Origin of the sequence: Halolamina rubra (assembly GCF_000739555.1) — an archaeon.
GTDB classification, from domain to species: domain Archaea; phylum Halobacteriota; class Halobacteria; order Halobacteriales; family Haloferacaceae; genus Halolamina; species Halolamina rubra.
Map to the genome: position 1 here is coordinate 1 of NZ_BBJN01000036.1, position 14,247 is coordinate 14,247.

Below are 14,247 nucleotides of genomic sequence, written 5' to 3' on the forward strand. Positions count from 1 at the left end.
AGCTGTACCATCGATCGATGCTCAGACGTACGTAGCTGTACATCGCCGTGCGACCGGCGCCGTCGACGACCCGCGGTGCCGCCGATCACGTACACGTCGCCCTCGACGGTCGCGTCGCTCGGGACCGTGGTGGTCCCGCCGGCGACGACGCGCACGTCCGCGAGCGTGTCGGCCTCGGTCTCACCCTCGAACGTGATCGACATCTCGCCAACGTCGCCGCCGCCGATCGAGACCAGCAGGAGGACGACGACGAGCAGCGGGATCGCTTCCGTCGGGCTCACGCGCGCACACCCCCCGTTCTCGCGGGCGAGTTCGACCATCCGCCTGGCGTACAGGCCGACCCCGAGCCCGAACAGGAGCAGCAGCGACAGCGCCTGAACCACGTTCAGGTGCGAGAGGAGCGTGAGCTCGGCCGCCTGGAAGTACAGCGCGAGCGCGGTGCTCGAGAACGTGGCGAGCCAGCCGGCGACGCCGATGCCGATCGCCGAGTGGGTCCCGACCGTCTCGGGCGTCGAGAGGTCGGGCCAGAGCGCGAAGTTCAGCGTCGTGTAGAAGCTCACGGCGATCGCGTACAGCGCGGGGTTCAAGGGCGAGGTCCCGTCGCCCGCGATCGCCGGGAACAGCGCCGCGAAGCGCAGGTCCGAGGTGTACATCACGTGGGTCAGGGCGAACAGCGCGAACGTCCAGAGGAACACCCGCGAGAGCGAGTAGTTCGCGTAGATAATCCCGGCCATGACTGCGCCGACGACGTGGGCGACGGCGATGAACAGCCGCGTCGAGAGGCTCGGCGACTGCCAGGAGCTCAGCAGCAGCGAGGGGGTGTCGATGATCCGGAGGAAGCCCAGGCTGTCGATGAAGAACACGCCGAACATCAGGACGACCGGGACGAGAAACGCCGCGCTGCGCGCCCGGACCGGGGTTCCGTGGCAGAACCGACCGACGCCGAACCGCTCGGACTGCTCGCCCAGGTCGTCGAGAATCGCGTCGAGTCGGTCGACGCCGGCGAACGCGAGGACGGCGAGCACGAGGATACCCGGCGCCATCGCGACGGCCATCACGCGACTGAACACGTCGATCGACCAGGAGAGCGGGATCGCGTTCGCCAGGAAGTACGCGATCGCCGTGATCGCGGCGGCGACGTACCCACGATCCGGGACGGGGACGAGGTCGACCGCGAGCGAGAAGGAGACGGGGAACCCCACCCCGAGCCCGATCGACGCGACGACGATCCACGCGCCGAACGCCGGGACGGTCCGGACCGACGGCGCGACGAGCGTGAGCACGAACTGGACGCAGACGACGCCGAACAGGAGCCTGAGCTTCGTTGGGAGCTGGGTGCTCCACCCACGGCGGTCCATCGTCACCCCGGTGGCGACGGCGACGACGAGCGTCACGAGCGCGAGCGCCGCCATCCACGCCGAGACGGCCGTCTCGGACAGCCCGACGAGACGTGTGCCGAGGTCGATGAGCCCCAGCTGGACGAACGTGATGTTGTAGTAGTAGCCGGCGACCATCAGGGCGACGAACAGCCCGTAGCCGGCGACCGTCGTCCACCGTCGCCGCCGGACGTGCGTGGGAAGCTCCATTCGTGACTCTTGACAGGTCGTGTGGCCGGCCGTCTAATAAACACGATGCCGGCGACGACGGCCCCGGGAGGCGCCGCCCCGGACTGGAGCCCCAGCGTCGCTCGGTCAGTCCGCCCGTGCCTCGGCGTCGACGCGCGTCGTCGTCGCCGCGCCTCGCCCGGGGATGGCCCGCACGAACCGCGTGACGAGCGCCAGACCGGCGACGCTCAACACCGCGAACAGCACGATCTGGGAGAGCGGGACGGGCTGGCCGTCCCGGAGCATGAAGGCGATCATGGCCAGCACCGCGAGGCCGAGGGTCGTCCCCTTCACGAGGAGGACGCCGGTGAACACGTAGCCCCAGGGTCGGCGCCGCCGGAGCAGCGCCGCCGAGAGCGCGAACGCCGGGACGACGACGGCGAGGTCCATCGACTGGATCACGGGCACCGGTAGCGTCGTCTCGGCGATGCTCGGGGGTCTGGTGCCGGCGAGGCTCGCCGGCCCGACCTCGGCGAGCCACAGGAGGGCGACGAGCACGGCGACGAGGAGCTGGAACGCGACGTACGCCCGAACCGGGTGGTCGTCGAGTGCCGCCCGCAGTTCCGTCGGGTCGATCCGGGCGACGCCGCCGACGAGCGTGAACAGCGTCAGGCCGAACAGCGCGACGTAGACGAGATACAGCTCGTTGAACGCAGTGAGAAAGGCGTACGAGGCGTACGTGTAGAGGAGGTAGCCCGTGACGCCGAGCCAGACGACGTACCCCCGGAGCGAACCGGCGTTGGCGGCGTACAGGGACGCGCCGAGCGCGGGAACGGCGACGACGAGCGTGAGGAGGTCCTGCCCGTACAGCTGCGGCAGCAGCACCGTGGCGTCCCGGTAGAACCCGGGGACGAACAGCCCGACCACGGTCGCGACGACCGAGAGCACGAGCGTGAGCGTCGACGCCGCCAGGTACGGGCGAGTCAGGCGCGGTGCTGATTGCGTGGCGCTCATGGGCTGGTGGGCTCCGTCCCCTCTGGCGTGACGCCGAGGCGGCCTTCGACGAAGGCGGCCACGTCCGCCGCGAACGCGTCAACCGCCTCCCAGTCGGTGAACTCCACGTCGCCGTCGGCCTCCCCCGTTTCGGCGAGCAGGTCCTTCGCGATCCGCTTCATCAGCAGCCGCTTGAGGAAGCCGTACTCGGAGAACCGGAGCGCGCCGCCGAACTGACCGATCCGGTCGGGGTGCCAGCCGGTCTCCGTGAGGAACGACTCGACGTAGCCCGCCGCCTCCTCGCGGTTCTCCTCGGTCGCCGAGGACAGCGACACCTGGAAGAACGCGGTCGGCATCGCCGAGAGCGCGTCCCGGTTCGCGGCGACGAACTCGCGGACGGCGTCCTGGTGTTTGCCGACGTGGATCGACGCCCCCACGACGGCGGCGTCGTACGACTCCAGACTGAACGAGTCCGGTCGATCCCCAACGTCGATCGTCGTCGCCTCGTGGCCGCGCTCGCCGATCGCGGCGGCGATCCGCTCGGCGATCTTCGCCGTCTGGCCCTCGCCGGTGCCGTACAGTATCAGGAAGGAGCTCATTCGTGTACCTCACCAGAGGTGTTCGCACGCCAGCGAATTAAGGGTAGTTGCCCCAGTGCTCATCCGGCACACGGGGGAGCGGCAGGAGCCGGCTACTCGGCGGCCGTCGACTCCGCGTCCGGCGGCAGCCCGGCGTCCTGGGGCGTCGGCGGCTCGCGGTTCGCGAGGCGGCCGGGGCCGTAGACGACGACCAGCACGACCGCGATCAGCACGAGTGGGATCGCCCCCGTGACCTCCGCGAGCAGGTTCAGCCAGGGGTCCGGCACGCCGTTCGGGACGAGCGCGTCCGGGTCGGCGGGGTGGTAGATCCCCATCGAGTTGACGCCGGCGTGGAACACCGCGACGGCGAGCACGCTCCCGCCGGTGCTGTTGTACATCCACGTCCAGAGGATCGAGCCGGCGAGGATGGAGACCATCCAGAGGAGCTGCTGGGAGCGCGGCCAGCCGCCGTGGGTGGTCGTCGCGTTCAGGAACAGGGGGAGGTGCCAGGCGGCCCAGGTGACGCCGACGATGACGCTCGAAGTCAGCGCGCTGTAGGAGTCCTGCAGGATCGGGAGCATGAAGCCACGCCAGCCGAGATCTTCCTGGCCGCCGCCCCACACGGTTCCCCAGGCCATCGCGAACAGGTAGATGAGCGGCGACTCGAGCCCGGTGAGGTCGATCGGCCCCCCGGCGACGACGAACAGCGCGACGCCGAGGACGAGGATGAGGAGAGGGAGGCCGAGCGCCAGCGCCCACCATTTCGCGCCGATCCGCCACTTGAACATCTGGCCGATCCAGGTGCCGAGGCTTCCCCCCGAAGCCCAGACGACGGTCGCCGCGCCGATCGGCGGCCCGAACCCGCCCAGCCCGATCAGGATCGAGTGCGTCCACGACGCCTCCATACCCGAGTACGCCAGCGTGCCCTGGATCGTCCACGTGAACGCGTAGGCGATCGCGACGAAGGTGATGAGGCGGTGACGGTCGATCCACGACCGGATCCTGTCGCTCATACCCAACGTTCTCCGGGAGGCGTCACTTAAGCCTACGCGCTGCTCCTGCTTGGCAGTACACTCTTCGCGGTTCGCAGCGAAGCAACGCGCATGACTGACAGGATTCTCGTCGCCGTCGACGGCTCCCCGCTCGCCGAGCGGGCACTCGTTTACGCGTTCGAGAACTACCCGGAGGCGTCGATCACCGCGATCTACGTCATCGACCCGGTCGATTCGGTTCTGGCGGTGGAGGCCGGCGGGTTACCGGTCGCACAGGACTGGTACGAGGATGCCCGGGAGCGCGCAGCCGGCGTTCACCGGACGGCCACGGAGCTCGCGGCGGCTCACGATACCGAAGTCGACACGGTCACGGAGGTCGGGAACCCCGCACGAGCGATCCTCGCGTCCGCCGACGAGCAGGACGTCGACCAGATCGTTATGGGGAGCCACGGCCGCTCGGGGATCGACCGCGCGATCCTCGGCAGCGTCGCCGAGGCAGTCACCCGTCGGGCGAAAGTCCCGGTGACGATCGTCGGATGACCCGCCCCTCACGCTCCGTCGACGACTCGGCTGATCGAGTTCACCCAGAGCCGAGGGAACCACGGGCAGCGCACCTCAAACCTCAACCCCCGGGAACCCGTTGGTGGAGAGACAGTGGCGGTGACTGAGTCCGCTCCGCCGTCGACGTGTACGGTCCGGATCGAACGACGCGGTGGCCGCGGCGACGCGGGGGCACGGGCGCTCGAGAAGCGGCTCCGGCGCATCGACGGCGTGCAGGACGCCGAGGTGTCCTTCCGGACCGGGAGCGCCCGGGTCACCTACGACGGTGAGATCACGTCCGAGGAAACGATTCGCGACGCGGTCAGGAACCGGCAGGTCTCGATCGAGGACGACCCGGAGTCGGACCCCGACGACGTGAGCAGCCGGTCGGGGCTCCGCCGCGAGGCTGTCTTCGTCGCGCTGACGCTGCTGGGAATGGTGACCGGACTGGTGACGGGGTGGCTCGCCGGCCCACAACCGCTCGCGTGGGCGGGCTACGCCGTCGCGTACGCCTTCGGCGGCTGGTACGGACTGAAGGGAGCGGTCGAGACGCTCCGCCACGGCGGCGTCGACATCGACCTCCTGATGATCGTCGCCGCCGTCGGCGCGCTCTCGATCGGCGCGCCGTTCGAGGGCGCGATGCTGCTGTTCCTGTTCTCGCTGTCGAACACGCTCCAGCACTACGCGATCGGGCGCTCGCGACGGGCGATCAAGTCGCTCGTCGAGATGCGGCCGGACGAGGCCCAGGTGCTCCGCGACGGGGAGGAGGTCACCGTCCCCATCGACGAGGTCGCCGTCGGCGACGTGTTCGTCGTCCGGCCCGGCGACAGGATCCCGCTCGACGGCGTCGTCCAGTCGGGGGAGGGGACGGTCGACCAGGCGTCGCTCACGGGCGAGTCCGTCCCCGTGCCGAAGGAACCCGGCGACGAGGTGTTCGGGGGGACGATCACCGAGAGCGGGAGCCTCGAGATCGAGGTGACGCGGCAGGCGCACGAGTCGGCGATCAGCCGGCTCGTCCACATGGTCGAGCGCGCACAGAGCGAGAAGGCGCCGACCCAGCGGCTCATCGACCGGCTCGAACAGCCGTACGTCGTCGGCGTGTTCGCGCTCACGATCGCGGCGATCGCCGTGCCGCTCGCGCTCGGGAGCGAGTTCGAGAGCACGTTCTACCGCGCGATGACGCTCATGGTCGCGGCGTCGCCGTGTGCGGTGATCATCTCGACGCCCGCGGCGGTGCTGTCGGCGATCGCCTCCGGCGGCCGGCAGGGGGTCCTCTTCAAGGGCGGCGAACACGTCGAGGCGGCGGCGACGATCGACGCGGTCGCGTTCGACAAGACCGGCACGCTCACCCGGGGCGACACGCGGCTGACGGACGTGTTCGTCCGCGAGACGGCGGCCGATCCTCCGGGCGAAGACGAGCTACTTTCGCTCGCGGCCGCGGTGCAGGCCCGCTCGGAGCACCACCTCGCCCGGGCGACCGTGGCGGCAGCCGAGGAACGCGGACTCGATATGCCGGACGCGTCGGGGTTCGACTCCGTCGCCGGGAAGGGGGTCAGCGCCGACGTCGACGCCGGCACCGTCCACATCGGCAACCGGAGCTACTTCGGCACCGTACTCGGCGACGCCGCGATCGAGGGGATCGATCCCGGCCTCGACCGGCTCCAGTCCCTCGAGGCCGAGGGGAAGACGAGCGTCATCGTCGCCCGGGAGGACGGCGACGGCGTCACCGTCGTCGGGTGGCTCGCGTTCACCGACACGGTCCGCCCCGGGGCCGCCGAGATGATCGAGGAGCTCCGAGAGCTCGGCGTCGAGCACATCGTCATGCTGACCGGCGACAACGAGCGCGTCGCCCAGCGGATCGCCGACGAGGTCGGCATCGACGAGGTCCAGGCGGAGCTGCTGCCCGAGGAGAAGGTGACGACGATCGAGGGGTTGGTCGACCGGCACGAGCACGTCGCGATGGTCGGCGACGGCGTCAACGACGCGCCGGCGCTGGCGACAGCGACGCTGGGGATCGCGATGGGCGGCGCCGGCACCGACGTCGCGCTCGACACGGCCGACGTGGTGCTGATGGGCAACGAGCTCGGGAAGATCCCGTACGTCCTCGGCCTGGGTCGGAAGACGCGCCGGACGCTGACCGTCAACCTCGCGATCGCGTTCGGCGCGATCGGGCTCATGGTCGGCACGATCCTGCTCCGCGGGATACCGCTCCCGCTCGCCGTCGTCGGCCACGAGGGGTCGACAGTGCTCGTCTCGCTGAACGGGCTTCGGCTGCTGGGGTTCCGGGGGTGAGTGAGTAGCGCTGCTTGAGGGATTTCCGACGTGAACTACCCGCCCGTGACGAGTACCTGACGCACGGTTTCAGGCTTCGATACTCCGGAGGGAGGACAGCCGTGTTTTCGAATCTGAATTATCAGTGCGCTCTGAATAGTAATCTCCTAACGACAACTGCAATAGATTATCCCTTCGTTGTTACATGTATGCAGGTACCGACCACCCAGGGCATTCTCGAAGCCCTCCGGATCGGTGTCGGGTTCCTCTGGACGGCTGCGTGGGCAATTATCATGGGGCTCACGATCACCAGTCTCGTTCAGGTGTACGTCTCCAAGGAGCGAATGGCGCAGGTACTGGGGGACGGCGACCTCCGCGGGCTCACCAGGGCGACCGCGTTCGGGGCCGCAAGCAGCGGCTGCAGTTTTGGCGCCGTCGCCATCGGCAAGGGTCTGTTCAAGAAGGGAGCGCACGCGGTGAACTTCCTCGCGTTCATGTTCGCGTCGACGAACCTCATCGTCGAGCTCGGCCTGATGATCCTCATCCTGCTGGGCTGGGAGTTCCTGCTCGCCGAACTCCTCGGCGGCCTCGTCCTAATCGCCGTCATGGCCGGGATCGTCCACCTCACTCTCCCCGAGAGCCTCTTCGACGAGGTCCGGGAGACACTGAACGAGCGCGACCGCGGCTCCGGCGTCACCGAGGACCCGACCTGCGGGATGGAAGGCAAAGACGAGTACAGCCTCACGACGGACGGCGGCAAGACGCTAAAGTTCTGCTCGGAAGGCTGTATGGAGACGTATCTGCAGGAGTCGGCGAGCCGGGGCGGCTGGCGCGACGAGCTACTGTCGTGGGGCGGCTGGTACAAGGTCGCCAACCAGTACCGCAAGGAGTGGTCGATGATCTACAAGGACGTCGTCGCGGGATTCCTCATCTCCGGCTTCGTCATCGTTTTGGTCCCACAGTGGGTCTGGAACACGCTGTTCATTCAGGGCGACGGCCTGCTGGTCACAGCCGAGAACGCCGTCATGGGCGTCGCCATCGCGGTCCTCAGTTTCGTCGGCAGTATGGGCAACGTGCCGTTCGCGGTCGCGCTGTGGGGTGGCGGCATCAGCTTCGCCGGCGTGATCGCGTTCGTCTACGCCGACCTGATCACGATCCCCGTGTTGAACGTCTACCGGAAGTACTACGGCTGGAAGGTGATGCTGTATATCCTCGGCGTCTTCTTCGTCACGATGGCGTTCACCGGGTTCCTGATGGAGCTGCTGTTCGACGCCTTCGGCATCGTTCCGGACCTGGCCGGCGGGGAGACGGCGACCGAACAGACGTACTTCGCGGTCAACTACACGTTCTACCTCAACCTCGTCGCGTTCGCGCTCTCAGGGTTCCTGCTCTACGTCTATCGCCGGGGACTCGGCGCACCCGGCCAATACCGCGATCCGGTATGCGGGATGCGGACCGACGACGACGGCCCGAGTTCTTCACACGAGGGGACGACGTACTACTTCTGCTCGACGGCGTGCAAGCGAACGTTCGACGAGGAGCCGACACGGTTCGCCGAACAGAACCCACGCGTCGCCGATCACGACCATGACCACTGAACACCCACCGGCGCCCGGATGCCGTGCCGTGACGGCGAGTGGCCGAACCGCAATACACACCCCGGTCGCGTCCGAACCGCACGTATGAGCAGTCAGGTAGACCGGCGGGAGGGCCACGGATGAACCGCCGGCGAGCCGACACCGTCGTCGGCGCCGTCGTCGCGGTCGTCCTCCTCGCCGGCGGGACGCTCAGTTGGCGGGCGTATCGACAGCGCCGTGAACTCGAGCAGTCGATGGGGTCGATGATGGACTCGTCGATGGGGACGATGCACGGACCCGACCCGCTCTCGTACGTGTTCGGGACGGTGCTCCTCGTCGCGGTCATCGTCGCCGGCTATGCCCTCGTTCGAGCGGAGGTCACCGATCCCGACCCGGCCGGCGACGGGGCGGACGTCGACGTCGACACCACTTCGTCGGCGGCGTCGGCGCCGATGGACGAGGCGGAGTCGTCCATTAACCCGGAGTCGAACCCGCAGTCGCGTGTCCTCGATCTCCTCCCGGATGATGAGAGGCGCATCCTCGAGCCCGTACTGGACTCGCCCGGGATCACCCAGATCGAACTCCGTGACCGGTCCGACTTCTCGAAGAGCAAGGTGAGCCAGACAGTGAGTTCGCTCGAGGAACGCGGCCTGTTGTACCGGGAACCCCAAGGACGAACGTATCGCGTGTACCCGAGCGACGACCTTCAGCGACAGTCCGGAGCGTAGCCCGGAACGGTTCACCGGTCGAGCCCGGCGAGTTCGACGGCGAAGAACGTTTTCCCGGAATCAAAACGATTAGAGACGGTTATAGACGGTTTCGAACGTTCTGCTCGGTGTGTTCACACCCACAGAAATACCTCCGAATCCCCCGTAGCACTACTTGAGGCGAAACACCATGACCACTACAAACCTCGGACGCTGGCTGCTCGTGGCGATCGCGATCGTCGGACTCGCGGCCGCAGCTCCCGCAGTCAGTGCCCACGGCGACGACACGGCCCATGGGAACGCGACGGCCGCCGGCGAGACGCCGGCCCACGGTGACGAGGCAGGCTGGCCGGCCTGGATGGAGGGCCACATGGCCGACTACATGGGCCCTGACACCGTCGGCGAGATGGAGTCGCACATGGGCGCGACGATAGACGAGATGGCCCAGTGGATGGCGGGCGACGACCACCAGAACACGGGCCACACGAGCGACGACCACACGACTGGCGGCCACTCCACGGGGATGAACGGCCAGGGGTACGGCTGCTAGCGACCCCCCGGGACTCCCCGGTGAACTAACGAACCCGAACCCAAGCCAATGACACATCACCGCAGTACTCTCGGACGGACGGCGCATCGAATCGCCACGGTGAGCGTTCCGGTAGTCGCAGCGACAGGCACTGCGGCCGCCTACGGTGGCGGTCACGGAGCCGGGATGATGGGCGGCGGCTGGGGCGTCTTCGGTGCCGGAATGGGCCTCTGGGGCCTTCTCTGGGTGGCGCTCCTGATCGGCCTCCCGCTATACGTCGCCTACACGCTACTCGATCGCGACTCCGGCGAGGAGGAAAGGCGGCCGCTGTCGATTCTCCGCGAGCGATACGCCCGCGGGGAGCTCTCTGAGGAGGAGTTCGAGCGCAGACGGCAACAGCTCGAGTCGACGAACCGCTGAACCGCGGCCCGGAACGCGGGGCGTTCCAACATGTCGAACTCTTCCGGACCCACGTGAACTATTACCCCGCGTGCCGCTGTTGGATGTGTTATGCACCCGAACCCATGACGTCCTCGACCGACCGGATTCGCATCCTCCACGTCGACGACGACCCGGAGTTCGGGGAGCTCGTCTCGGTGTATCTGGAGCGCGAAGAGGACCGAATCTCGGTGCAGACGGCGACGACGCCCGGCGAGGCGATCGACGTGCTGGACGCTCGCGAGATCGACTGTGTCGTCTCCGACTACGACATGCCGGGGATGGACGGGATCGAGCTCCTCGAAACGGTCCGGGAGCGCGACCCGGACCTCCCGTTCGTCCTCTACACGGGCAAGGGCTCGGAGGAGATCGCGAGCGACGCGATCTCGGTGGGCGTGACGGACTACCTGCAGAAGGAGCGCGGGACGAGCCAGTACGCGGTGCTGGCGAACCGGGTCACCAACGCGGTCGAGCAGTACCGGTCGACCCGCGCGCTCGAAGCGAGTCAGAAACGCCTCTCGCTGTTCTTCGAGCAGTCACCGCTCGGCGTCGTCGAGTGGACCGAGGCGTTCGAGGTCGCCCGCCTCAACGAGGCCGCCGAGGAGATCCTCGGCTACGACGAGGCCGAACTCCGCGGGACACACGGGCGGGAGATCGTCAGCGAGGCCGACCGCGAGTCGGTCTCGGGCGTCATCGAGGCGCTGCAGGAGGGGGCGGGCGGCTACCACAGCATCAACGAGAACGTCCGGAAGGACGGCGAACGAATCATCTGCGAGTGGCACAACCGCGTCGTGACCGACGACGACGGCGACGTCGTCGCGATCTTCTCGCAGTTCCAGGACATCACCGAGCGGCGGACCCAACGGAAGGAGCTCGAACGGCAGCGCGCCGTCATCGAGTCGGCGAACAACACGATCGTCACGATCGACGACTCGAGCGTCGTGCAGTCCGTGAACCCGGCCGTCGAGGAGACGTTCGGCTACTCGCCCGACGAACTGATCGGGGAGCCGCTGACGACGCTGATGGGCGACGACGTCGCCGACCGCCACCGGGAGGCGTTCGAGCGGTACCTCCAAACCGGCGAGCGAACGCTCGACTGGGAGTACACCGAGTTCGTGGCTCGACACCGCGACGGCTCGCCGGTCCCGGTCGGTGTGACGTTCGGCGAAGTCGTCTACGAGGGGGAGCGCTGGTTCGTCGGGATCCTCCGCGACATCTCCGAACAGCGGGCCCGGCAAGAGCAGGTCGAGTGGACCAACGCCGTGCTCTCGACGTTGTTGGGGACGCTCCCGGTCGGGGTGCTCGCCGAGAGCGAGGATCGCGAGGTGCTGGCGGCGAACGACCGGATCTTCGAGCTGTTCGACCTCCCCGGCACGCCCGAGGAGACGGTCGGCGCCGACTGCGAGCGGATCGCCGAGGCCGTCAGCGATCAGTTCGTCGACCCGGAGGGGTTCGTCGACCGGATCAACGAGATCGTCGACACGGACGAGCGCGTCGACGGGGAGGAGCTCGCGCTCGCCGACGGGCGGACGTTCGCCAGAACTCACGAGCCGATCGAGCTCCCCGACGGGGCGGGCCATCTCTGGACGTACCGCGACATCACCGAGCAGCGCGCCTACGAGGACCGACTGGCCGCGCTGAACGAGCTGGCGGGGGAGCTGATCGTGGCGGACTCCCGCCAGGAGATCGCCGAGATCGGCGTCGACGCCGCCCGGGACGTGTTGGACCTCGATGCCAACGCGATCCACCTCTACGAGGAGGACCGATCGGCGCTCGTCCCCGTCGCCGGGACGGAGAAGGTGTTCGACCTCGTCAACGAGCCGCCGACGTTCACCGAGGGCGACAGCATCGCGTGGCGCGTGTTCGAGGACGGTGAGGCGCTCGCCGTCGACGACACCCGGGACGATCCGGACATCTACAACCCGGAGAGCCCGATCCGGAGCGAGCTGCATCTCCCGCTCGGGGAGTACGGCATCATGATGGCCGGCTCGCCGAGCCCCAACGATTTCGACCAGCAGGACCTCGTGCTCGGGCAGATCCTCGCGGGGAGCCTCGTCAGCGCCTTCGAGCAGGTCGAACAGATGGAGCAGCGCCGGGCCCGGGAGCGCGAACTCGAGACCCAGAACGAGCGGCTCGAGGAGTTCGCCAGCATCGTCTCCCACGACCTGCGCAACCCGTTGAACGTCGCCGAGGGCCGGGTCGAACTCGCAAAGGAGAGCGGCGATCTCGACCACCTCGACGCCGTCGAGCGGGCTCACGAACGGATGAACGCCCTGATCGACGACCTGCTCACGCTCGCACGCCAGGGCGAGTACGTGAGCGAGATCGCGCCCGTGCCGCTCGACGGGCTCACCCGCGAGTGTTGGGAGAACGTGGCGACCGCCGACGCGACGCTCGACGTGCGGACCGACCGGGCAGTGCTTGCGGACCGCGGCCGCCTCCAGCAGCTGTTCGAGAACCTGATGCGCAACGCGGTCGAGCACGCGGGCAGCGACGTGACGGTGTCGGTGGGCGAGCTGGCCGACGGGTTCTACGTCGCGGACGACGGGCCGGGGATCCCCGCCGACGCCCGCGAGGACGTGTTCGACGCGGGCTACTCGACGACCGACCGCGGTACTGGGTTCGGCCTCAGCATCGTGAAACAGATCGCGACGGCCCACGAGTGGGAGATCGCAGTGACGGAGGGGGAGGAGGGCGGCGCCCGCTTCGAGATCACCGGCGTGTCGTTCGCCGACGAGTAGCGCCCGGGCGCCGATCCCGCAGGCTCAGAGCCCGTACTGCTCGCGGACGAGCTCGGCCATCCCGCGGTCCTCCAGGATCTCCATCGGCACGAGCATGTCGAGCTGGACGACGCCCGGCAGTCGACCGATCTGGACGCCGCCGGTGAACGTACAGCGGGCGCGGATCTCGCCCTCGCTCATGTCGAGCAGCTTCGACGCGCGGTCGAACGCGTTCTGCGTGGCGTCGTTCACCGTCGCGCCGGAGCCGACCACCTGGATCGGCCCCATGTCGGTCTCCACGTCGACGCCGTGTTCGTCGCCGAGATCGAGCCCCGCATCGCGCTCGTCGTCGCTGTACGGCTGGCTGATGAACGGCAGGTCCGCCTCGTTCGGTAGCAGGATCGGCCCGTCGAGTTCGAGATCCTCGATCACTTCCACGTCCATCTTGACGGTGCCGCTCACGTCGGTCGTGTGCAGCGAGAGCTCGCCGTCGCCCTGGTTGGCGTGGAGGTCGCCGACGTAGATCCCCGCGCCGTCGACGTCGACGGGGCAGATCAGCGTCGCGCCCGCCCGGACTTCCGGGATGTCCATGTGGCCGTCGGTCCGCTTCTCCAAGTCTTCCTCCGTCTCGACGCCGTAGTCGTGCTCGGCGCCGATGAGGCTCTGACCGAAGTCCCCGGCGTTGTGGGAGTCCGGCATCGTGACCGACGGCGTCGTGCCGACGTTGCCGATGAACGGCCGAAGCCGCCCGAGCGTGCCGGGCATCCCGTCGGGTTCGTACAGCAGGATGGGGTGCTGGCGGGAGTTCTCGGGGATGTCCATCACCTCCTCGGCGTTCTTCGCGAGCGCGTGAGCGCCCTCCTTGTCGAGCGTGATCCCGACCGCGTTCTCGTGGTCGAACGCGACCGTGTAGCCGTACTCGAAGCCGAACGAGGAGGCGTTGGCGCCACACTCCGCACAGCGGATGGCGTCCTCGCCGGTCCCCTCGACGACGGAGTCGGGCCACGTCGTCCCGCACTCCGGACAGCGGTGGTCGACGAACGGGTCGTCCGTGAAGGCGCCCTCGCGTTCGGCCATCGAGCCCGTGCTCGTCGCCATGCTCGTCACCTCCACGTCGCGGATGTGGATGGCGACGGCGTCGCCGACCTCGGCGCCATCGACGCGGATCGGCCGGGTCACCTCGTGGCCGCCGCGGAACGAGGGGGTGATCATCGGGCCCCAGCAGCCCGGCGGCGTGTACGTGGTGACCGTGCCGCCGTCGGCGACGGTGCCGGCCCACTCCTGGTCCGGCCCGACGAGTCCGAGCGTGTACTGATCGACGTACAGCTCCTGGTTTACTTCTTGTTGAGACATGCCAC

The 14,247-nt window shown here is 68.4% G+C and carries 11 protein-coding genes and 1 pseudogene; 7 read left to right on the top strand and 5 right to left on the bottom strand.

Going from position 1 to position 14,247, the window contains the following annotated elements:
- Positions 1–284: 284 nt before the first annotated feature.
- The 4 genes and pseudogenes from ACP95_RS10350 to ACP95_RS10365 form a co-directional block, all read right to left on the bottom strand.
- Positions 285–1,586 (bottom strand): annotated as a pseudogene (locus ACP95_RS10350) (MFS transporter); the annotation flags it as partial.
- 105 nt (positions 1,587–1,691) lie between these two features.
- Positions 1,692–2,558 (bottom strand): hypothetical protein, encoded by an 867-nt coding sequence (locus ACP95_RS10355; protein WP_049981133.1) that lies wholly within the window; start codon positions 2,556–2,558, stop codon positions 1,692–1,694.
- Positions 2,555–3,136, bottom strand: a complete 582-nt coding sequence (locus ACP95_RS10360; RefSeq protein WP_049981134.1) for a flavodoxin domain-containing protein — start codon at positions 3,134–3,136, stop codon at positions 2,555–2,557. The genes ACP95_RS10355 and ACP95_RS10360 overlap by 4 nt, the downstream gene beginning before the upstream one ends.
- Before the next feature lie 92 nt (positions 3,137–3,228).
- Complete coding sequence (locus ACP95_RS10365; protein WP_049981135.1) at positions 3,229–4,128, bottom strand: CPBP family intramembrane glutamic endopeptidase; 900 nt, start codon at positions 4,126–4,128, stop codon at positions 3,229–3,231.
- Between the two features lie 90 nt (positions 4,129–4,218).
- On the opposite strand from ACP95_RS10365, the gene ACP95_RS10370 reads away from it, so the two are divergent.
- From ACP95_RS10370 to ACP95_RS10400, 7 genes are all read left to right on the top strand, one after another.
- On the top strand, positions 4,219–4,647 hold the full coding sequence (locus tag ACP95_RS10370) for a universal stress protein (RefSeq protein ID WP_049981136.1): 429 nt from the start codon (positions 4,219–4,221) through the stop codon (positions 4,645–4,647).
- Positions 4,648–4,761: 114 nt separating this feature from the next.
- Positions 4,762–6,939, top strand: coding sequence for a heavy metal translocating P-type ATPase (locus tag ACP95_RS10375; RefSeq protein WP_049981137.1), 2,178 nt, complete (start codon positions 4,762–4,764; stop codon positions 6,937–6,939).
- Positions 6,940–7,127: 188 nt separating this feature from the next.
- Positions 7,128–8,516, top strand: a complete 1,389-nt coding sequence (locus ACP95_RS10380) for a permease (protein ID WP_049981138.1) — start codon at positions 7,128–7,130, stop codon at positions 8,514–8,516.
- Between the two features lie 119 nt (positions 8,517–8,635).
- On the top strand, positions 8,636–9,223 hold the full coding sequence (locus tag ACP95_RS10385; protein ID WP_049981139.1) for a helix-turn-helix transcriptional regulator: 588 nt from the start codon (positions 8,636–8,638) through the stop codon (positions 9,221–9,223).
- Between the two features lie 169 nt (positions 9,224–9,392).
- Positions 9,393–9,752 (top strand): hypothetical protein, encoded by a 360-nt coding sequence (locus ACP95_RS10390; protein ID WP_049981140.1) that lies wholly within the window; start codon positions 9,393–9,395, stop codon positions 9,750–9,752.
- A 165-nt stretch (positions 9,753–9,917) separates the two neighbouring features.
- Complete coding sequence (locus ACP95_RS10395; RefSeq protein WP_237560436.1) at positions 9,918–10,151, top strand: SHOCT domain-containing protein; 234 nt, start codon at positions 9,918–9,920, stop codon at positions 10,149–10,151.
- 104 nt (positions 10,152–10,255) lie between these two features.
- Entirely contained in the window at positions 10,256–12,910 is a 2,655-nt protein-coding gene (locus tag ACP95_RS10400; protein ID WP_049981142.1) for a PAS domain S-box protein, read from the top strand.
- A gap of 24 nt (positions 12,911–12,934) precedes the next feature.
- On the opposite strand, the gene ACP95_RS10405 is transcribed toward ACP95_RS10400, so the two are convergent.
- Positions 12,935–14,242, bottom strand: a complete 1,308-nt coding sequence (locus ACP95_RS10405; protein WP_049981143.1) for an acetamidase/formamidase family protein — start codon at positions 14,240–14,242, stop codon at positions 12,935–12,937.
- Positions 14,243–14,247: the final 5 nt, after the last annotated feature.

Coding starts and splice junctions, on each gene's coding strand:
- ACP95_RS10400 (WP_049981142.1), top strand. CDS start 10,256: ATGACGTCCTCGACCGACCGGATTCGCATCCTCCACGTCGACGACGAC.
- ACP95_RS10385 (WP_049981139.1), top strand. CDS start 8,636: ATGAACCGCCGGCGAGCCGACACCGTCGTCGGCGCCGTCGTCGCGGTC.
- ACP95_RS10355 (WP_049981133.1), bottom strand. CDS start 2,558: ATGAGCGCCACGCAATCAGCACCGCGCCTGACTCGCCCGTACCTGGCG.
- ACP95_RS10390 (WP_049981140.1), top strand. CDS start 9,393: ATGACCACTACAAACCTCGGACGCTGGCTGCTCGTGGCGATCGCGATC.
- ACP95_RS10370 (WP_049981136.1), top strand. CDS start 4,219: ATGACTGACAGGATTCTCGTCGCCGTCGACGGCTCCCCGCTCGCCGAG.
- ACP95_RS10380 (WP_049981138.1), top strand. CDS start 7,128: ATGCAGGTACCGACCACCCAGGGCATTCTCGAAGCCCTCCGGATCGGT.
- ACP95_RS10405 (WP_049981143.1), bottom strand. CDS start 14,242: ATGTCTCAACAAGAAGTAAACCAGGAGCTGTACGTCGATCAGTACACG.
- ACP95_RS10365 (WP_049981135.1), bottom strand. CDS start 4,128: ATGAGCGACAGGATCCGGTCGTGGATCGACCGTCACCGCCTCATCACC.
- ACP95_RS10360 (WP_049981134.1), bottom strand. CDS start 3,136: ATGAGCTCCTTCCTGATACTGTACGGCACCGGCGAGGGCCAGACGGCG.
- ACP95_RS10395 (WP_237560436.1), top strand. CDS start 9,918: ATGATGGGCGGCGGCTGGGGCGTCTTCGGTGCCGGAATGGGCCTCTGG.